The following is a 19,508-nucleotide window of genomic DNA, read 5'->3' on the forward strand; positions in this document are numbered from 1 at the left end:
GCGTGGTTAAAACATGCTTCGCTGCACCAGCAACCGCTCTTCAGCGCACCAGGTCGGCGCCCCGCCGGCCCCGCGCGCGGCTCGCCGGGGCAGGACTCTCAGCCGCGGCCCGCTGACGCCGGCCAGTTCCAGCACGCGCTGCACTCCTGCCAGAGCCACCTGCGGCGAGTTGGTCTGCGCCGATAGGTGGGCCAGCCACACATCGCAAACGGCGCCGGCGCAGGCCCGTGCCAGCAATGCGCCGCACTGCACGTTGTCGAGATGCCCGCGGGCGCCGCAGATCCGCTGCTGGATCGCCAGCGGATAGGGAGCGGTGCGCAGCAGCTCCCGGTCGTGGTTGGCTTCCACTACCAGCAGGTCGGCGCCGCGCAGGGCCGTCACCGTCGTCTCGTCCCAACTGCCCAGATCCACGGCGATGGCCACGGTCGCGCCGCTGGCGCTCAGGCGCAGCCCCACCGGGTCAGCGGCGTCGTGGGCCACAGGGAAGCTGCGCACCTCGAAAGGGCCGATCGCCGCCAGTTCGCCGACCGGCAACACTTCGACGGCCACACCTTCCAGCGCCGGGCCAAGGGCCTCGCGCGTGGCGAGGTTGCAGACCACGGGGACGCCGTGGCGCCGCGCCAGGGCCGCCGCGCCCAGGCTGTGGTCACCGTGCTCATGAGTGAGGAGCACGGCGCCAATCTGGCCGACGCTTACTCCCTGGTAGCGAAGCAGGTTCTCCAGAGTCCGCAGCGGGATGCCGCAATCAATGAGCAGTGCGGCGTCGCCGTGGCGCGCCAGCAGGGCGTTGCCGCTGCTCCCCGAAGCCAGCGCGGTTATGCTCAAGGTCATACGCTACCCCAGAGGTGCGGATCGCGTCTCGCATGCGGGCCGATTAGCATAGTTTTTCGCTATATCCCCGCCCCCTCCCCAACCCTCCCCCGCTGGGGGAGGGCTCCGGCTCCTCCCCCCAACGGCGGGAGGCTGGGAGGGGGGCAAAATGCCAGGAAACTTGCTTCTACTGGTTGGTGCATCCGGCAAGTTCTCGAACGGGAGGGTCTGGGAGGGCTTTGCCCTCCCAGAAACCCGACTCCCAACCCTTTCGTGTATCAGGACTTGCCGATGCACCACTGTCCGTGAACGAAGTTTTCTGCCACCCAGATGCGTCTGGGCCGCGGCTGGCGCGGCCCCAAACCGATTCCGCTGTTCTCTGCGCCTCTGCGGTAAATATCAGAAACCGTCGTTCACAGATGCGGATCATCTTCGAGCATCCAGCGCTCGAGGATGTTCCGCGCGGCGCGAGCGGCGATGGCCCGATGGCTGATGCGATTCTTGCGTTCGGGAGGCAACTCGGCCAGGGTGCAGTTCTCGTCGAGCACGTAGAACAGCGGATCGTAGCCAAAGCCGCCCGACCCCCGCGGCTCGAACTCGATCACGCCGGGGAGCGTACCTTCCACCAGTTCCGGCGGATGCCCGGGACGGACCAGGGCAATTACACAGACGAAGCGGGCCAGGCGGGCGTGCCAGGGCACGTCCTTAAGCTGATCGAGCAAGTAGCGCAACTGCGCCTCACCCTTCACGCCTCCATAGTGCGCCGAGTGGATGCCGGGCGCTCCGTGCAGGGCGGCCACTTCCAGCCCGCTATCGTCGGCCAGGGTGGGTAAGCCGCTCAGGGCCATATAGCCCTGGGCCTTGAGGATCGCGTTGGCAGCGAACGTCTCGCCCGTCTCGGCGATCTCCTCGGTGATCCCCAGTTCGTCCAGCGACCGCAGCGTCAGGTTCAGGCCGTTGAAGATCGCCGCGAATTCGCGTAGCTTGCCGGGGTTATGGGTGGCAATCAACAATTCGCGCATAAGCAGGAGTGTACGTCGGATAGCGGGAGTCTGTCAAGACAAAATGGTGTTCAATAGCGTTTACATTAACCGAACACGTTCGCGCCGCAGCGAGGCGCAAAGGGCTTCAAAAAGCGCCTTCTCTACTCCTACGTTCCTCTGCGCGCTCTGCGGTAAACGTACATGGCGTTCACATCTGCCGAATGCGCGTCCACTGCAAAGAGCATGGCGAGCGCCAGACCTGCGTGCTCCGCAGTCAGCTTGAACCCATACTTAACCATCCGCCTTTGAAGTTGACGTTCGCCTGACCCATCGGGTACAATCAGGCGGTTCTTCCGCCTCCAGATGGTGAGCGATGTCTCACCCCGACAACTGAGATCTATGAGCAAGGTGTCCATCGAAGGCGCAATCAGCGCCGCGCCAGCGACCAGCGTTGCGATGCTGCGCGAACTGGTGCGCGCGATGCGCCCGCGCCAGTGGGTCAAGAACGTCTTCGTCTTCGCGGCGCTGGCCTTTTCCGAAGAGCGACTCTGGCGCTTCTGGGACGCCGGGATAGGGCCGGCGCCGCTGCTGCGCGTGGTCGGCGCATTCGTGGCCTTTTGCCTGGCCGCGAGCGCGATCTATATCGTCAACGATCTGGTTGACATCGAGAAGGACCGCGCCCATCCGAAGAAGCGCCACCGGCCCTTCGCCTCGGGGCGCCTCAGTCCGACAGTCGGCATTATCGCCGCCACGGTGCTGATCGTCGCCGCCATACCCCTCGCCTATGTCGTCGGTGACGGCACGGCCTTTCTGGGAGTGCTGGCGGCCTATGTGGCGATCCAGGGCTTTCTCTACTCCTACTGGCTCAAGAACGTGGTCATTCTGGACATCCTCGTCCTGGCCGCGGGCTTCGTCTTGCGGGCAGTGGGCGGAGCGGTGGTGCTTAACGTGCTGATCACCCCCTGGCTGCTGCTCTGCATGCTGCTCCTGGCGCTCTTCCTGGGCATCGGCAAGCGCCGCCACGAGTTGATCCTGCTGGAGAACGGCGCGGGCGAGCACCGGCGCATCCTCGCCGAGTACTCGGTGCCTATGCTCGACCAGATGATGGCCATCGTCACCGCCAGCATCATCATGGCCTACAGCGTCACGGCCTTCCTCGCCCCCGTCGCGCCGCAGGAGCCGTACCCGATGCTGATGCTGACCATTCCGTTCGTTATCTACGCGATCTTTCGCTATCTCTATCTGATCTACATCCGTGGGGAGGGCGGCGCGCCTGACGAGTTGATCCTCAAGGATCCGCTGCTCGCCGGGAGCGTGGCGCTCTGGGGGTTGACCGTGCTCGGAGTGTTGCTGCTCTTTCCGAACTGAGCATACGCCCTGAAGGCGCGAAGATCGCGAGCACGGCGCACTGCCAGGCTGGAAATGCATGTACACCTTCGTAAAACTCGGCGGCTCGGTGATCACCGACAAGGCCGGACGCGAGGCCGCCGACCTTCCCGTGATTGCCCGGCTGGCCGCCGAAGTGGCCGCCGCTCTCCGCGCCCGCCCCGATCTGCGGCTGATCCTCGGTCACGGCAGCGGCTCATTCGGTCACCACTACGCTGCGCGCTATGGCGTCCACCGCGGCCTGCCGCGGGGCGGCGATTACACCGGCTTTGCCCTGACCGCCGCCGCCGCGCTGCGCCTTAATCGCATCGTGGTTGACGCGCTGCTCGAGGCCGGGGTGCCGGCCCTGTCGCTGCAACCCTCCGCCGCGTTGCAGGCCGCCAGCGGGCGCATCGCCGCCTGGGAGACCGCGCCTGTTGCCGAGGCCCTCGACCGCGGTCTGGTTCCCGTGGTTCACGGAGACGTGGCCTTTGATCGCCTCCAGGGCAGCGCGATCATCTCCACCGAGGCCCTGCTGGCCCACCTGGCCCTGGCGACTCCCCTGCGCCCGGCGCGCATCGTGCTCGTTGGCGAGGCCGCGGTCTACACCGCCGATCCCCGCGTCAATCCCGCTGCCGAACGGGTGCCGCTGATCACCGCTGCCAATCTCGACGCGGTGCTCCACGGCGCTGGCGGTTCCCATGCCGTGGATGTCACCGGCGGGATGCGCAGCAAGCTGGAGTTGATGTGGCGCCTCATCGAGGCCATTCCGGAACTGGAGGTGCGTCTGATCGGGCCGGATCCGGGCAACCTCGTCGCTGTGCTTTGCGGCGACGAGGTTGATGTGGGCACAACGATGCGGCTGAGCTAGAGCGCTGAATGATTGGCTCACCGAGGCCCCTGCTCCGTGTGCCTCGCCGCGCTCGCGCCGTCATGGTTGCGGGGCAATCGTTTCGAGAAACGCTATAGATGAGTTGATTGCCTCCTGCTCCCCCGTTCCCCGCTCTGCTATACTGCCCATGCACGTGGACGGATCGCCTGTCCGCCATCGCTATACTTCATAGCATAGCCGCCTTCGAACGATGCGCCCTGACGAGTTTATTGCCCGCCGGCGCGACCGCTGGGAGCGCCTCGAGGCGCTCCTTGATCGCGCTGGCGCCGGTCTGGATGGCCTTTCCGCGAGCGAGTTGCGCGACCTCGGCCGTCTCTACCGCCAGGCTGCCGCCGATCTGGCCGTGGCCCGCCGCGATCTATCCGAACACCCCGTTGCTCGCTATTTGAACGCGCTGGTGGCCCGCGGGCACGGGGCTATCTACCGCGAGAGCGGCGCGGGCGGCGCGGCTCGCGTTCGCGCCTTTTTTGTCGCCGACTTCCCTCGTGCCTTCCGCGAGACCTGGCCCGCCACCCTCGCTGCCTGTCTCATGTTCCTTATCCCTGCGATTTTTGCCTTCGTGACGACCTATAACGACCCGTCTCTGGCCGGCGCGCTCGTGCCCGGCGCCGAGGCGGTGGTGGAGCAGGTGCGGGACGGCGAGGAGTGGTGGCAGCGCATTAATGAACAGGGCGCCGGTATCGCCGCGGCCGAAATTATGACCAACAACATCGGTGTGGCCTTTCGCGCCTTCGCTGGCGGGGTGACGCTGGGGATCTACACCCTCTTTGTACTGGTAACGAATGGGATCTTCCTGGGGGTAGTGGCGGGCGCGGCGCAACGCTTCGATTTCGCCGACAATCTCTGGGGCTTCGTGGCGGCCCATGGGGCGATCGAGTTCAGTGTGATATTCCTCGCCGGGGGCGCCGGCCTGCAACTGGGCTGGGCCATCCTCCGCCCGGGGCTGCTCAGCCGCCGCGCGGCCCTGGTAGTCGCCGCCCGGCGCGCCCTGCTGATCATCCTCGGATGCGTGCCGCTGCTGGTCGTCGCCGGGCTGATCGAGGGCTTTATTTCGCCCTCGGCCCTGCCACTGGAGGTCAAGTTCGCCGTGGCGGCGCTGTCAGGCGCAGCGCTGTGGTTGTACCTGCTCGGCGTGGGCCGCCGGTAGAGGATTCACCGCGGTTCCGGGTGCAGCCCGCAACCCGGAGGGTTGCGCTACCGTCGTCGTCGGCGGTCAGCGCGGTTCCAGGCGCAGCCATTCCACTACCACGGTTCCGCCGTCGCCGACGCTGACCGGATCGAGGCGCAGGCCGGTAATCACGCCTTCCCAGCCGGGAGCGGCGCGCAGATTGAGGCGGTAGGTATGCGCCGCGGGGCCGGGTTCGAGCGTCCAGCGCAGCGAGCGCGACTCGTCGGCACGGCCGTTGCTGTCCAGGAAAAAGAGTTGCGCGTCGCGGGCGGCGGTGTCGGCGGCCAGGCGCACCTCCAGGGCGGCGAAGCGCGCCGGGTCCAGCCGCAGCGGCGGGCTGGTCAGCGCCGGGTCGCGCTCCGGGCGCAGCGCCAATCCCGGCAGCGGGCTGCTGACCGGGGCCGCGCCGCTGACACGCCAGCCCCAGCGCCCGCGGGTGAAGTCCCAGCCGGGGCCTTCGGCCAGTTCCTGAGCCGCGGGGAGACGGTAGTAGGCGGGCAGTCCTGGACCCAGGTCCAGCGGCGCCAGCGCCGGTTGCAGCGGCGCGTAGCACTCCGCCACCGTCTCCGGGTCAACGCCCATGCGCTCAGCGGGAGTGGGCGGTTCGCCCGGAGGGGCGGGGAGGGGCCGGATGGCATCGGCGGCGATCAGCACGGCATACCCGGCGCCCTGGGCGGTCTCGATGCGCGCGCGGAGCCAGGCGCAGGCGGCGGGCCAGACGCCGGCGGCGGTCATGGCCTGGTTCAGCGAGATGGCCTGCGGGCGCTCGACATAGAACGGCAGGTACAACTCCAGTACGCCGTCGGGGACAATCAGCAGATCGCCCGGCGTGCTGTGAGCCGCCAGAGCCTCCGCCGTCACCCGTTGCAGGTCGCGGCTGGCGTCGCCGCGACGGATAATGGCGATGCCATTGAGCGGTAGCAGCGCCAGCCCGCATACCAGCAGCACCGCCGGCCAGAAACGGGGCAGAGGTTGGTCTGCGACGGGCAGATATGCCGCCAGAACGACGAGCAGGTAGAACGGGGGCAGGCTGGCGATCCAGAACTCGATATTCTCAGGCTCCCACCAGAGGAAGAAAGCTCCGTAGATGGCCAGCCAGGTCACGGTGATTGCCAGCGCCCCCTGTGGCGCGCAGGCCAGGCGGCGGGCGTTCAGCGCCAGCGTCGCCAGCAAAGCCAGGCCGATCAGCGCGCCGCCAGGATGGGCGATGGTACGGGCCAGCCCCTGCCCCAGCAGGGCGAGTCGCGCCCCGTCCACCGGGCCGCCCCAGTAGCCCGTGGTCGTATAGCCCGCTGCCCAGCGGAAAAGCGCCTCCCAGGAGCGGAAGCCGCTCACCCCCAGCCCGACCCAGAGGTACGCGCCGCCCGCCAGCAGCGCCAGCGGCGCCGCGTAGGCCAGCAGCAGCGCCAGGGCGGCCCGCGAGCGCGTGCTCGTGGCGGGAACGGCTCGGAGACCCATGCCCAGCGCCACCAGCGCCGGGAGGCTTAACAGCGCATTGGTCTGGTGGAACAATACTGCCAGGCCCTGGATCGCGCCCAACCCGAGCGCAAGGAGCGGCGCGGCGGGCCGCCGCGCAAGTTCTAGCATCAGCCACAGCGCGGCAATAAGGAACAGCGCCGCGATGGTGTAGACCTCGACCTCCACGGCGTAGTACCAGTAGGCGTAACTGGCGCCGAGCAACAGCGCGCCCGGCGCCGCCGCCTGCCAGCGCCCGGTGAGGCGCGCCAGGAGCGCGGCGAACAGGCCCACGCCGAGGCCGCCAGCCACGGCATTAGTCGCCTGCAACAGCCACTCTGCGCTCCCCTCCCATCCCAGATACAGAGCAACCTGGCGTATGGCCGCTCCCAACGGCCCATACGCCAGATGGTGGGGATGAAACAACTCGCGCCAGGGCTTGCGATCAACGTCGAGAATGTACGAGAGGGCGTCGAAGGTATGGACCCTGGTGAGCGTCAGCAGGTAGAGGGCGGCAAAGAGCAGCGCGGGGATCAGCAGAATGGTCGTGTAGCGGCGCATAACGCCGGTAGTGTACCACGGTTCCGCCCGTCCAGGCATACTCGCAAAACCGGCGTCGTCCCGACGCGCCACGCCCATCCGCAATCCGCAATCCGCAATCCAAAATCCAAAATCCAAAATCGCCCTACCCGCCGTGGGCAATCGCCGCCTCGACGAGATCCACCGTCACCTCGGCGACGCCGCGGGCGCGGGCAGCCTGCTCGGCAGCCAGGCGCAGCGAACGGCTGGCGCTGATGCGCGCCAGGTAGGGCACCTGCTCCAGCGCGGCATTCAGGCGCTCGGTGGCCTCCTTCGTCCAGGGCATCGTCTCTGCTGAGGCCGGCGCGGGCGGGCCGGCAGTGGCGCCCTGGGGCGGGCCGCCGGGACCGGCGGGCGTCTTCACCTGCTCGACCGGCAGGAAGTTGAAGACCATCTCGTAGAACCGGTTGACCAGTTCCTGGATGATGTTCGCCGCCCCGGCGTAGCCCATAAACGGCGTGCCGGTGGTCCGGCGCACCACCGGACCGGGGAAGGTGGCGGGGATGTAGTGGGTGCCGCGGGCATTGGCCTCGGCCAGGTAGATCTTCTCATTGATGCTGCCAAACACAAAGGCGGGGGCCTTCGCGTGGATGCGGCGGCGGATCTCGATATTGTCCGGCTCGTCGGGCCGGCGGGGGCGCCCGGAGGTCCAGGCGATCTTCATGCCCAGTTCGTCCCTCAGCAGGGCGGTCAGGCCCTCGACATAGCTCCGCCCGGCCACGATGGCGCAGTCCACCGTGGCGAACCAGTCGCTCTGCGGACCGCGCCACAGATCCCAGACCGGCTGGAGAGTCGTGCGCTTCTCGCGGGCGATGAAGTCCTCGACGCGCGCCGGGTCGGCGCCGATCAGGCGCCCCAGGTCGCGCAGAAAGGCGGTGGTGCCAAAGACGCCGAAGGGCGCGAAGAGGAAGGGGCGCCCGAGGGCCTCGGCGAGAGGCGCGCCGAACTCGCGGTACAGCACCACGTTCACCGCGGCATCGGCCAGGCGCGGGGTGCTGGCGACGCTGCCCTCGTAGGGATAGACCAGGTTCACCACTCCGCCGATGCCCTCAATCAGCCGGCGCACCTCGTGGAGATCTGCCGGCGCATTGAAGCAGCCCAGGGAGGGGCCGATAATGTTCACCAGGTCGGGCGCCTTTGGCGCGGCAGCGGGATCGGCGAAGGGCCGCCCGTACTCCTCCCAGGCGAAGAGCAGCGCCCGGTCACGCCCGGTCCACTCGTCTTGCTCCAGCGAGCGGCTCCAGAAGAAGCGCGCCTGCGGATCGATCTGAGCCACCAGGCGGGTATGGTCGGCGCTGATCATCTCGCTCTCAGCAGTGGAGATCACCAGCAGCCGTCTGCCCTCCAGACTGCCGAGGCTGCGCAGATCGTCAATCGTGCGCACCAGGGCGCCGGCGGTGCCGTTGATCACGTCCTCCTCGCGGATGGACGTGGGGGTCAGATTGGCCATCTGCGGCAGCGCGTCGGTATAGTCGGTCACCGCCACGCCCAGCAGGTTGTAGCAGCCAATCGGCGCGTCACAAACGATGTGCAGATCGGGGAAGCAGCCAAAGACCCACGCCGCGCCCCAGAAGGAACTCGTATCCGAAATGTCGCGAATGAGTTGGATGGTCATGGCGGCCCCCTGTCATGCGCCATCGGCGGTGAAGAACTCGACCATGCGCTCGTAGAGCGAGCGGCGGTTCAACAACTCGCGCACGAAGCTCAGTGAGGCGATCATCCCCCCGGCGAGGAAGAGGGGGCGCACACTGAGAATGTTGGTGTAGTAGACCGAGGGAATGCCGCGCTCCTTGGCATAGGCCGCCAGAGTGGTAGTGCCGATCACCAGGTCGAAGCTCCAGTGCCGCATGGCCGCCTGGTCGTCCTCGATCGCCTTGCGGTAGATCACCGCCTCGGTGCCGTGGGCCTTCAGCCAGGCCTCATCGGCGGCGGTGAGGGCGCTCTGGCCGATGCTAGTGCTGACATACGGCACGTGGGCGCCGCCTTCGATCAGCAGGCGGGCGTAGAGCATCTCATTGCCCTCGTACCCCGACACCAGGATGGTCGCTCCCTTGAGCGGCCGGGCCGCAAGGAAGCCGCGCGCGGTCTCTTCCTCCTCGGCGGCGACGCGCTCGACGACCTCCTCATCAAGGGCGAGCGCCGCGCCCACGGCCCGCAGCCAGGCCGCGCTGCCCGCCGCGCCGATAGGCGCCCCGGTGACCACGCCAACGCCTCGTTCGCGCAGCACGTTCACTGTCTCGCGGTAGAAGGGGTGCAGGGCGGCCACGGCGGCGCCGCGTCCGGCCAGGCGCAACTCGTCCACGTGGCGCCCGGGCAGGGTGGCGAGCACCCGTGCGCCCATCTTGCGCAGCACGCCGTCAATCAGCAGCGGGTCGGCGGGAAAGACCTCGCCCACCAGCACCAGGGCGCCAGGTTCGTGCTCGCTCTGGCGATCAACGAAGCGCCGCAGCACCGCCGCCAGAGCGATGTCCTTGGCTTCAGGATGCGAGTGAATGGCATAGGCCGGCACGCGCACCAGCACCACCGGCTTGCCGTCAACCTCGGTGGGCAGCAACTCCTCGGCCAGGCCGGCCGTCTCGGCCACGCAGAGCGAGATCACCGGGATCACCGAGACATGCTGTTCCCTGGCCGCTTCGACAATGGCCGCGTTGGCCGCCTCCTGCACCTTCCCGCCCGACAACTCGGCGGTGCCCAGGGCCGGCGCGACAATGCTCTTGCGCGCGGCGTAGAAGTGGGTCACGAACGTCAGTCCATAGAGACAGCCCGTATCAGTGACCATAGCCGGCTGCGCCCCTTCGATGCGCGACAGGACGCGCAGAGCGCCAAAGGCCGGGCACATCGTCTGGGGATGCAGTTTGCATGCTCCGGGCTTGAACGGCTCCTGCGGGGCGCTGGCCTCGCCAGCCGTCAGGGGAATAATCTCGGTCATGGGTGGTTGCCTTTCCGCTAACCTGGGTAGCGGTATTATACGACAGTTTGTTGTGTTTTTGCTTAAGAAACGGTTTCACACCTATTATCGCGCCGCCAGCCGCTGGCTCTCCAGCCGCAGGAAGATCCCGTAGGCGACCAGCGCCGCTACTGCCAGGGACACGAAGGCGTACACCGCATCGAGTTCTGAGGCGATGAACAGGGAGCTTGCCGGCAACGCGCCGCCCTCGTACCCGGCGATAGCAAACGAAAAGAGGTTATTACCGGCGTGCATGCCCAGCGCATAGTCCAGGCTGCCGCTGCGGAGCGTGACCAGGGTGAACAACACCCCGAAGGTGAACCACGATAGCGATGCTGAAAGCAACTGGCCCGCCGCTTCGGGGTTGGCGAGGTGGGGCAGGGTGAACAGCACCCCGTTGATCACGCTCAAGAGGAGCGGATTGCGCGTCAGTCGCCCGGTGGCCTGTAACAGATAGCCGCGGACAAACACTTCCTCGGCGCTGGTTTGAAGCGGGAGCAGGAGCAATCCCACCAGCAACAGCGGCAAGTTCTCGACCAGCGCCGTATTCAGCGTATAGCGCCCCGGATACAGCAGCGCTTCGACGGCCACTGTCACACCTGCCAGCGCCGCCCATAGAGCGGCGCCCAGGCCGATCCGCCGCCAGTTGAGGCGCCCGTCGGGGCCGAGCAGCGTGGCGGCTGGCCGCTGATGCAACCAGCGATTCACCAGCAACGTCATCAGCAGCATCGGCGCGAACGACAGCAGCAGCAGGGCCAGGCCGAGAGGCGAGTCCGGGGCGACGGCCTCGCTCGCGATCGGGATGAACATCAACGCTGAAGCGATGATCCAGACCAGCAGTATTAACAGCGTACCCAGAACGTAGCGCCACCAGGCGTTGCGGCCCTGATCAGCGAGGGCGAGGAATGAGGTGCTGTGCATAAAGACCCTCTTTCAAACTCAGATTACCTGTGCCAGACTGATCCGGCGGCTCAAGAGGCGGAGGCAGTACATCCGCCCCCGAAGGCCGCTCGAAAGAGATCGTTCCGAAAACTGATGCGGCAGTCGGTTGCCGGTGCGCGCGCCTTGTCGAGGCGCATTGCCGGTTTACGGCGTATACCGGTTCCTGCGCGATGATGCACATCATCGCCAGGTCTTCTCGAGACGCCAGATATGGCAATCCAAAATCCGAAATCCGCAATCCAAAATCCCATTACTCGTCGTGCTCCTTTCTATCATCCGTTGCGTCCACCATCGCGCTGAGCATCGGATGGGCCATCAGAAACAGCCGGCGCAGTGACCGCCCCGGCGCTGGCGGTTGTTGCTCGATTGAGGCAAGTAATTCGTAGATCGTCTCTCGCAGGTGCAGGAACTCCCCCTCGGTGGCATAGAACACATGGTCGCGAGCGGCAATGTTGTTCAGATCGGGGGCGCCGTGCGCCAGCACGTGGCGCGCCAGTTCCTGGGCTACGACCGTGCCATAGATGGCAACATGATCGGCGAAGCTCTCCAGCCCGCCAGGGCGATACACCTCATCAGGGTCAATCAATTCGCTAACGGCGGTGTACAGACGCTCCTCAATGCCATGCACCAGGCGCGTAGCCGCAACTTCAACTACGCCCGCCGCGAGCAGCTTGTGCATGTGCCGGTACAACGAAGGCCGCGGCACATCCGGCAACAGGCGCGCGAGCTGGTTGATGGACAACCGGGTACGGTGCAGCAACTGGAAAATGCGCATCCGCACGGGGTGATTGATCACTTCGAACTGGCGTAGTGGCATTGTGTGCCGCCCTTCTATAGTAACGAAATTGATAACATTATTGGAAATGATAATACCCTGAGACTGGCGCGTCAAGCCCGAGGTGTGTCATCGCTGACAATGCTGCTCCCCCATAGCACGGGGCTGCCGCAGAGCTTTCGGGGCAAGGCGCACCACCTCCTCTGCGGTCGCTGACCAGGGCGCCCAACGGACGCCCCATGCAGCCTCTGCTATAATGAAGCCCGGCAGGAGACACAGCGGGAGCATCGCCGCGCTATGGCCAGTGAAGAAGCGCGCCTCATCGAAGCCGGGCAGCGGGGAGACGTCGAGGCGTTCAATCAGCTCGTGCGGCTGTACGAAGCGCGGGTCTACAACCTCTGCTACCGCATGCTCGGCGACGCCGACTCCGCCGCCGATGTCACCCAGGAAACCTTCATCGCTGCCTATCGCAACCTCCGGCGCTTTCGCGGCGGCGTTTTCCGCGCATGGCTGCTACGGATCGCCACCAATGCCTGCCACGACACCCTGCGCGCCCGCAAGCGCCGGCCCACCCTCTCCCTCGACGCCGCCGACGCGAGCGATAGCGGTCCGCTGTCCTACCTCGCCGACGCCGCCGAGTCGCCCGATGAGACCGCACTGCGCCATGAACTGGCCCGCGCCATCGAGCGGGGCCTGGCGCAACTGCCTGACGACCAGCGCGTCGTCGTAATCCTCAGCGATCTGCAGGGGCTGAGTTACGAGGAGATTGCCGAGGTCACCGGCGCTAACCTCGGCACGGTCAAGTCACGCTTGAGTCGCGGCCGCGCCAGGTTGCGCGACATTCTCCGCGCCGGGGAACTGCTTCCATCAAAATTTCGTCATGATGATGAATAGCTGATACGGCGCTGGCGGATAAGCCTCCGCCCGCCCGGGAACATACAGTTACGCAACCCTCCGGGTTGCGCACAGGAGCAACCCGGAGGGTTGCGCATACCAATCGGCCACGAAGCCGCATACCTGACCGATATGCACCCGTCATTCCGCAACAACCTGTCCGATAGCGACCTGGAGTTGCTCTCGGCGTATATTGACAATGCGCTCAGCCCTGCCGAGCGCGCCAATCTGGAGCGCCGGCTCGCCGCCGATCCGCGCCTGCGCGCCGAGCTGGAGGAACTCCAGACGACGACGCGGCTCCTGCGGCAACTTGAACCTGTGCGCCCGCCCCGCTCCTTTACCCTCGACCCGGCTACCGCGCCGCGACCCGCGCCAGCCTTCCCCCTCAACTGGTTTATGCAACTGGGCAGCGGTCTGGCGGGTCTGGCGCTGGTGCTGCTGGCCACCATTCAGATCGTTGCCTCGACCTCCGGGGTGGCTGGCGTCGCTCCTGCGGCGGCCCCCGCGGCGTCGGAAGTCTCGACTAAGGGGGCGCAACCGACCCCGGCGGCTGATACGCGCTCGCCCGCAGCACTCCCCACCGTCGAGGCCGGCGCGGCCTCCGCGCCGGTTGACCCGCCCCTCCCGCCAGACGCCGCGGTGCCGCAGACCGGCGCCACGGCCATTCCCGCTCAGGCGTCGCCGCTGGAGGCAAGCCCTGCTCCCGTAGTCCGCCCGGGCTTCCCCCCCGGATTAACCCTGGCTCTGGGCATCGCCCTCATCGCCCTGGCCCTCGGCTGGCGCTTCCTCGGGCGCTAGCGCGCTTCGCGCTCACCGCAGGGGGTGCGGCGAGACGGGCTGCTGCATCTCTCCGCGCCCTCTGCGGTGAATGTGTAGTTGTTGTGTAGTTGTTATCGAACAAGCGCAGGCTCATCGTTGCTGTAACGTGTTATCATTGGTGAGCATTTGTTGGTTCTGGAACGTTCATGTCAGTGTGGCCCCTGGCATCCTGAACTGACGCCTTGTAGGTCACGGGCGTGGCGCGGAAGGAGCTGGCAGGCAACGCCCGCGTCTCGCGCTTCCTCCACACTCAACCTTCAGGTCGTCAACCTAACTTCTGAGAGGAGCAGCGTTCATGGACATCGGCAAGGCGTTCTCGTTCGTGTTCGAGGATGAGCAGTGGGTCGCCAGCATTCTGATCGGCGGTCTGATCCTTCTCATCCCCATCATCGGCCTGATCGTCCTTCTTGGCTACACTTTGGAGACAGCGCGGAACGTGGCCCAGGGCAATCCACGGCCCCTGCCGAAGTGGAACACCTTCGGCGAGAAGCTTGGTCTTGGTTTCGCCTACTTCGTTATTGGCCTGGTCTACTCGTTACCGCTGATTGTGTTAATAATGCTGATTGTTTGCGTGCCGCTCTTCGCTGCCGGCGCCGGGAGCGACGAAGGGGCTGCGGCGGCTCTGGCGAGTTTTAGCTGTTTCTTGCCGCTGCTGATCATCGTAAGCTTGCTGCTGCAACCGGTGATCCTGGCCGCGGTGGCGCGCTACCTGCAAATGGGCAGCATTGGCGCGGCCCTGCAGGTAGGCGAGGTGATCACCATGGTCCGGGCCGATCCGGGCGCCTGGGTGGTGCTCTGGCTGATTTTGCTGCTCTGTGGCATCATTGCTAATCTTGGAGCCATCATCATTATCGGCTTCATTTTCACCGTGCCCTACAGCCAGGCGGTTTTCGGCCACGCAATGGGGCAGACGCTGCAGCGCTTCAGCCCGGCGGCGGCTACCACCTATATGCCCCCGCCTCCGATGGTCTGACCGCTTCTCGCCGGGCGAAAGAACGCGGGAGGGCCTGGCCCTCCCGCGAACTTCCTTCTTTCACGCAGCGTTGCGCGCCGCGCGACCGACTATGGTGCAATAAGGTCATTCCATGGCACTGCGGAAAGTTTCGGCGATTGTCGAGCCGCGGGAGTTCTGCTATCCGTCCAACTGGCTGACCCTGTTCCGGTTGCTGCTGGTGGCGCCAACGCTATACTTTCTGGCGCGTCCCGAGCGGCGGCGGGCGGCGCTGATCTGCTTTGGCCTGGGCATGCTCACCGACGCCATTGATGGCCCGATCGCCCGCGCCCGCGGCGAGGTCTCTCGGCTGGGCAAACTGATCGATCCAATCGCCGACAAACTCATGCTCAATGGGACGGCGATCATTCTATCGCGCACGCGGGGCTTTCCCTGGTGGATCACCGGCCTGTTGCTCTTTCGTGACCTGGGCATCCTGACCGCTGCGGCGGTCGTGCTGCGCCGCCGCTCCCATATCACCACCGCCGAGAGCGCGGGCAAACTGACCACCGCGCTCCTCGCCGCCGCCGCGCTACTCTACATCGCCGATGGGCCGCGCAGCGGCAAACCGGTGCTTTACCTGGCGCTCCTGCCCTTCACCCTGTCGTTTTTCCAGTACGGCCGGCGCTTCCTCGCCGTGATGCGCGCCCCGGAAGACACGTAATGCGATTTTGGATTTGATTTGAATGGCAATCCAAAATCTAAAATCCAAAATCCACAATCTATTCCGGTTCGCCGCCGCCCTGGCGGATCTCGCTGGGAGCTTCAATCCAGCCCCGGCGCAGGGCGAAGAGCACTGCCTGGGTGCGATCATTCAAAGAGAGTTTGCGCAAGATCGAAGAGATATGGTTCTTCACCGTCTGTGTGCTGATGCCCAGGGCATCGGCGATTTCCTTATTGCTGCCCCCGGCGGCGATGCGTTCCAGCACCTCGATCTCCCGTTCGCTGAGGGGGGTGAAGATCGGAAAATCAACCGCTTCGGGGTCGGTGGTGGTAGCCTGGGGCAGATTGCGAAACTGGGTCAACACCCGGCTGGCCACACGAGGCTCCTCCAGCACCACGTCGTTGATCACGTACTCGCCGCGGGCCACCCGCCGCAGGGTGTCGGCAAGCGCCTGCGGAGCCACGTCTTTGGAGCGATAGGCGGCGGCGCCCGCGCGCAATGCATTGAAGGCCCGCTCGTCGCTCTCGTGCATGCTCAGCATTACCACGCCGATATTGGGATACTGGCGCCGGACCTGGCGGGTCAGATCGCAGCCGTTCATCCCCGGCAGGTTCAGATCTACCAGCATGACATTCGGTTCCTGGTTCGAACCGGCGTTTTGCAGCCATTCAAGCGCAGCCTCGCCGCTCGCGGCCTCGCCGACAATCACGATGTCTTCTTCGGCGGCGAGCGCCCAGCGCACCCCTTGACGGAAGAGCGGATGATCGTCAACGATCAGTAGCCTTATGGCAGGGTAGGCGGGCATGGGAGCGGCTCCTTTCCCTGTAGCTGTAACCATTCGCGATACGTTGCACCAGGATCGCGCAGGTCGGTGATGCCCGCGGCGGTCAGCATCCGATACACATCAGGAAGGGGCAAGCCCACCACAGCGGTGTAACTGCCGCGCACCTCGCGCACAAAGTCTCCGCCGGCGCCCTGCAATCCATACGCTCCCGCCTTGTCCAGCGGCTCTCCCGTGGCTACATACCCGGCGATCTCTCCGTCCGACAGGGGCCGAAACAGCACCTCCGCCGCCGCCACCGCCAGTTGGAGCGGCGGAGCAGGCGGCGGGCCGGGCGCCTCCTGGCGCGAGGCCCGGAGCACGCACACCCCTGTGTAAACAATGTGACGCCGCCCGGCGAGTCGGGCAAGCATGGCGCAGGCGTGTCCGGCGTTGGCGGGCTTGTTCAGCACTTCGCCATCGAGTACGACCACCGTATCGGCGCCGAGCACCACCGCATCACCCGCGTGAACCGCGGCGGCGTGAGCCTTGCGCCAGGCGCGCAGGGCCGGATGTTCGGCAAGGGGCAGATCAAGAACTGGCAGGGCAGCCAGCACCTCGGCGGGTGGGGTGGCGTTATCCTCCTCCGCATCGGTCGCGAGGATGTCGAAACGCGCCCCCAGGGCCGCCAGAAGTTCACGCCGGCGCGGCGAGGCGGAGGCCAGCACCAGCCGCGGCTGATCGGGCAGGCGTCGGCGCGCAGCGGGCGTGGAATGCTCAGGCGCCATTGCAACCACAACCAGGCGAAAAGGCCATAGCGGCCCCGAATGGCTCACGGACAGGCTGGCTGACATAATCCGCCCGATCATAACACGCGGCCTTTGAAAGCGCAAGGTGGTTTGATCCCCACATCAGACGTGATGCAACGGCGCCGGTTGTGACGGTCCGATACCCCGACAGGGCAGAGAGGGATGTTGCTTGCCGGAGGACGCCATCGCGCTCCCGCGGTCTGACCCAAACCAGGAGCAACCAGGTTGCCATTCTAGCGCAAAGCGCCGTCAGGCCACCCGTGAGTGGCGCCACAAGCGCACCTGGCTGGACTGGATATGCTCGTGGGCGACCGCCCGGGCTACAACTTGCAGGAGATCTTCGGACTCGACCGGCTTCGTCAGGAACACGTCAACTCCTGCTCTCTCGGCTCGAACCGCGTCGCTCTCCTTGCCGCTGGCGGTCACCACGATGATCGGCAGGTGATTGTATCGTGCATCGGCGCGCACGCGTTCAGCCAGCTCAAACCCGTTCAGGCGGGGCATTAGCAGATCAGTAATGATCACATCAACGGGCATCATCTGGAGACACTCAAGCGCCTGCACACCATCCCGAGCGCAAATCACAGCGTAACCGTTCTGCTCAAGCACGAAACTCAACAGACGATTGTTGGGCGCGTAATCTTCAACAAGGAGCACGGTAGTCATATGCTGTGACATCTCCTGACATAGAAGGTCTTGATCATCCGCCAGTGGTTGCGATCCGGCGCGGCGGTGTAGGTAACGGTATCCATGAGATGGCGGATCAAAAACAGGCCGTAGCCATGCACCCGAACCTGATCCAGATCTGGAGCGGGAACGCTGTCGAGATCAAACGCTGTTCCGGTATCGTAGAGATCAATCTGCAATAATCGCTTTTCAAAGTGTACGATCATCTCGACAAGAATGCGCCCCTGGTCAAAGCTCCTGTAAGCGTGATTGATAATATTCGTGCAGGCTTCGTGCGTCGCGAGTTGTACATTGTAAATCAGCGTCTCCAGATCAGCGACCCCTTCAGCCAGTTGCAGCATGTCGGCAAGACTCTCGCTCACGAGATGGAGATAGGTGTAGCGGGCCGGAAGATCTAGACGGACGAATTCAGGGGACCGTAGCGTCACATTGCCGCTCCTTTGATCACTACAATCGTCTGGTCATCGTCCTGTTCACGTCCCTGGCCAAAGCGTTCAACCTCTTCAAACAGTGCCAGGGCCAGCTCCCTGGGCGCGAGGTGGTGGAGGCGGTCTACCAATTCCAGCAAACGCTGAATGCCAAAGGTTGCCTCATTGGCGTCGCGCATATCGCTAAAGCCATCGGTCGCCACCACCAGCAGATCGCCGGGGACCAGACGCAAGGATTGATTGCGACAGTGAGCCTCAGGCAAGATGCCAAGGGCGGTGCTTTCAGCGCGCAACAGGACGGCTTCGCCGTCCAGCGGGCGATAGATTACCGGCGCATGTCCTGCATTGGCATAGATGATCTGCTGACGTCCCACCTCATACTGGCCGACGAAGGCGGTTGCGAACACTCCGACCCGCGTGAAATCGTCATACAGATCCTCGTTCGATTGCCGCATCACGCTCTCGGGGGTCGGAAAGGGCATAAACTGGGATTTGCTGTGGATGGCGGTGCGGGTCATTGTCATCAACAGTGCCGCCGATATGCCTTTCCCGGTCACGTCTCCTACAACGAAGATGAAGGGCCTCCCCGGTTCAACAATAAAATCGTAGAAATCCCCCCCAACCTGGCGGGCAGGCCGCGATTCGGCGTAGATCTCCAACCCGTCAATTCTGGGCAGGGTGCGTGGCAGGAGATCGACCTGCACACGTCGCGCCAGTTCCATCTCGGTGCGCAGGCGAGTCTGCTGGAACATCTCCTGGTAAAGCAGGGTGCGCTCGATCTGAACGCCGGCCTGCTCGGCCAGGGCGCCCGCCAGCTTGATATCCGGCGCGGCGAACCCGCCAGAGCGGTTAACCACTGCCAGAGCAGCTATCACGTGGCCACGGATACGGATCGGCACGTGGAGCAGGCTATGCAGCCCTGGCAAGGCCGTATCCAGGTCGGTCTCGCCACGGATGATCGGGCGCTCACCGGTGCAGCATTGCCGATAGAGATCCCACGCCAGCGCCTCGGGCATTACAACGTCTGGTAGCTGGATGAGCAGCGGAGGCTCGGGCGCGAGCGACTCGAAGGCGGCGAAACCGCCCTGCGCCTTGAGCACGTGGATGGCTTCAGCCAGCGCCACCCGCAGGATCTCTTCGACCGTAACCAGGTCGCGCATGCGCTGCGTAAGCCGGTAGAGCGCAAGTTGCTGATCCTGGCTGATCACTAGATCGGCAGTCATTAACTGCAACTCCTCTTCCAGTTGCAGCACATAGGCGATCAGCGCTGCATCGGCGCGTAGTCGCTGCTGGAACGCCTCGCCCTGCACCCCTGTAACGCGAATCTCGCCAAGCTCCTCGTCGCCAGACAGGATTGGCGCTGTCAAACTTGGTCGCATCAGCCGATGGCTCGCGGGCCAGTAGACCAGGGGACGACCATCCTGATAAATGCCAAAAGCGGTCGCTCCTAATAATAACCAGGACTCGGCCAGGGCTGCGAAGCGTGCATACTGCGAACTGAGCAGCGTCACGAGCATGCCGTCTTTTGCAGAGCGGTCTG

Annotated in this window: 19 protein-coding genes; 7 read left to right on the top strand and 12 right to left on the bottom strand. The window is 65.3% G+C overall.

The features are described 5' to 3' along the window. Nucleotides 1-6 precede the first annotated feature (6 nt). Both NZU74_04065 and rdgB read right to left on the bottom strand, forming a co-directional pair. Nucleotides 7-831: an MBL fold metallo-hydrolase gene (locus NZU74_04065; protein ID MCS6880486.1), complete on the bottom strand. Its 825-nt coding sequence runs from the start codon at nt 829-831 to the stop codon at nt 7-9. 392 nt (nt 832-1,223) lie between these two features. Further along, the gene (rdgB, locus tag NZU74_04070) at nt 1,224-1,832 is read right to left on the bottom strand and encodes an RdgB/HAM1 family non-canonical purine NTP pyrophosphatase (protein ID MCS6880487.1); all 609 of its coding nucleotides are present in this window, start codon (nt 1,830-1,832) and stop codon (nt 1,224-1,226) included. Between the two features lie 360 nt (nt 1,833-2,192). On the opposite strand from rdgB, the gene NZU74_04075 reads away from it, so the two are divergent. The 3 genes from NZU74_04075 (at nt 2,193) to NZU74_04085 (ending at nt 5,197) form a co-directional block, all read left to right on the top strand. Then, the gene (locus NZU74_04075; GenBank protein MCS6880488.1) at nt 2,193-3,161 is read left to right on the top strand and encodes a decaprenyl-phosphate phosphoribosyltransferase; all 969 of its coding nucleotides are present in this window, start codon (nt 2,193-2,195) and stop codon (nt 3,159-3,161) included. A 58-nt stretch (nt 3,162-3,219) separates the two neighbouring features. Beyond that, nucleotides 3,220-4,029 (top strand): isopentenyl phosphate kinase, encoded by an 810-nt coding sequence (locus tag NZU74_04080; GenBank protein ID MCS6880489.1) that lies wholly within the window; start codon nt 3,220-3,222, stop codon nt 4,027-4,029. Nucleotides 4,030-4,240: 211 nt separating this feature from the next. Further along, nucleotides 4,241-5,197, top strand: coding sequence for a stage II sporulation protein M (locus tag NZU74_04085; protein ID MCS6880490.1), 957 nt, complete (start codon nt 4,241-4,243; stop codon nt 5,195-5,197). A 66-nt stretch (nt 5,198-5,263) separates the two neighbouring features. Here the strand turns inward: NZU74_04085 and NZU74_04090 are convergent, their stop codons facing one another. The 5 genes from NZU74_04090 to NZU74_04110 form a co-directional block, all read right to left on the bottom strand. Further along, nucleotides 5,264-7,273 (bottom strand): DUF2723 domain-containing protein, encoded by a 2,010-nt coding sequence (locus tag NZU74_04090; GenBank protein ID MCS6880491.1) that lies wholly within the window; start codon nt 7,271-7,273, stop codon nt 5,264-5,266. An 85-nt stretch (nt 7,274-7,358) separates the two neighbouring features. Further along, entirely contained in the window at nt 7,359-8,867 is a 1,509-nt protein-coding gene (locus NZU74_04095; GenBank protein MCS6880492.1) for a chlorophyllide reductase subunit Z, read from the bottom strand. A 12-nt stretch (nt 8,868-8,879) separates the two neighbouring features. After that, on the bottom strand, nt 8,880-10,181 hold the full coding sequence (gene bchY / locus NZU74_04100) for a chlorophyllide a reductase subunit Y (GenBank protein ID MCS6880493.1): 1,302 nt from the start codon (nt 10,179-10,181) through the stop codon (nt 8,880-8,882). Between the two features lie 84 nt (nt 10,182-10,265). Then, entirely contained in the window at nt 10,266-11,120 is an 855-nt protein-coding gene (locus NZU74_04105; protein MCS6880494.1) for a CPBP family intramembrane metalloprotease, read from the bottom strand. Between the two features lie 271 nt (nt 11,121-11,391). Beyond that, on the bottom strand, nt 11,392-11,958 hold the full coding sequence (locus NZU74_04110) for a helix-turn-helix domain-containing protein (protein MCS6880495.1): 567 nt from the start codon (nt 11,956-11,958) through the stop codon (nt 11,392-11,394). 255 nt (nt 11,959-12,213) lie between these two features. Here NZU74_04110 and NZU74_04115 point away from each other — a divergent pair, with 255 nt between their 5' ends. The 4 genes from NZU74_04115 to NZU74_04130 all read left to right on the top strand — a co-directional run bounded on the left by NZU74_04115 (nt 12,214) and on the right by NZU74_04130 (nt 15,284). Beyond that, the gene (locus NZU74_04115; protein MCS6880496.1) at nt 12,214-12,810 is read left to right on the top strand and encodes a sigma-70 family RNA polymerase sigma factor; all 597 of its coding nucleotides are present in this window, start codon (nt 12,214-12,216) and stop codon (nt 12,808-12,810) included. 90 nt (nt 12,811-12,900) lie between these two features. Beyond that, nucleotides 12,901-13,608, top strand: coding sequence for a hypothetical protein (locus tag NZU74_04120; GenBank protein MCS6880497.1), 708 nt, complete (start codon nt 12,901-12,903; stop codon nt 13,606-13,608). A gap of 316 nt (nt 13,609-13,924) precedes the next feature. After that, on the top strand, nt 13,925-14,602 hold the full coding sequence (locus NZU74_04125) for a DUF4013 domain-containing protein (GenBank protein ID MCS6880498.1): 678 nt from the start codon (nt 13,925-13,927) through the stop codon (nt 14,600-14,602). 112 nt (nt 14,603-14,714) lie between these two features. Next, entirely contained in the window at nt 14,715-15,284 is a 570-nt protein-coding gene (locus tag NZU74_04130; GenBank protein ID MCS6880499.1) for a CDP-alcohol phosphatidyltransferase family protein, read from the top strand. Nucleotides 15,285-15,342: 58 nt separating this feature from the next. Here the strand turns inward: NZU74_04130 and NZU74_04135 are convergent, their stop codons facing one another. The 5 genes from NZU74_04135 to NZU74_04155 form a co-directional block, all read right to left on the bottom strand. Then, entirely contained in the window at nt 15,343-16,089 is a 747-nt protein-coding gene (locus NZU74_04135) for a response regulator transcription factor (protein MCS6880500.1), read from the bottom strand. Continuing rightward, nucleotides 16,068-16,832 carry a Maf family protein gene (locus tag NZU74_04140; GenBank protein ID MCS6880501.1) on the bottom strand — a complete coding sequence of 255 codons (765 nt, stop codon included), beginning with the start codon at nt 16,830-16,832 and terminating at the stop codon, nt 16,068-16,070. The genes NZU74_04135 and NZU74_04140 overlap by 22 nt, the downstream gene beginning before the upstream one ends. 270 nt (nt 16,833-17,102) lie before the next feature. Then, entirely contained in the window at nt 17,103-17,519 is a 417-nt protein-coding gene (locus NZU74_04145; protein MCS6880502.1) for a response regulator, read from the bottom strand. Further along, nucleotides 17,516-17,968 carry an ATP-binding protein gene (locus tag NZU74_04150; GenBank protein ID MCS6880503.1) on the bottom strand — a complete coding sequence of 151 codons (453 nt, stop codon included), beginning with the start codon at nt 17,966-17,968 and terminating at the stop codon, nt 17,516-17,518. Before NZU74_04150 ends, NZU74_04145 begins: the two co-directional genes overlap by 4 nt. Then, nucleotides 17,965-19,485 carry a SpoIIE family protein phosphatase gene (locus tag NZU74_04155; GenBank protein MCS6880504.1) on the bottom strand — a complete coding sequence of 507 codons (1,521 nt, stop codon included), beginning with the start codon at nt 19,483-19,485 and terminating at the stop codon, nt 17,965-17,967. Before NZU74_04155 ends, NZU74_04150 begins: the two co-directional genes overlap by 4 nt. Nucleotides 19,486-19,508: the final 23 nt, after the last annotated feature.

It is taken from the genome of Chloroflexaceae bacterium (assembly GCA_025057155.1).
Classification (GTDB): Bacteria; Chloroflexota; Chloroflexia; order Chloroflexales; family Chloroflexaceae; genus JACAEO01.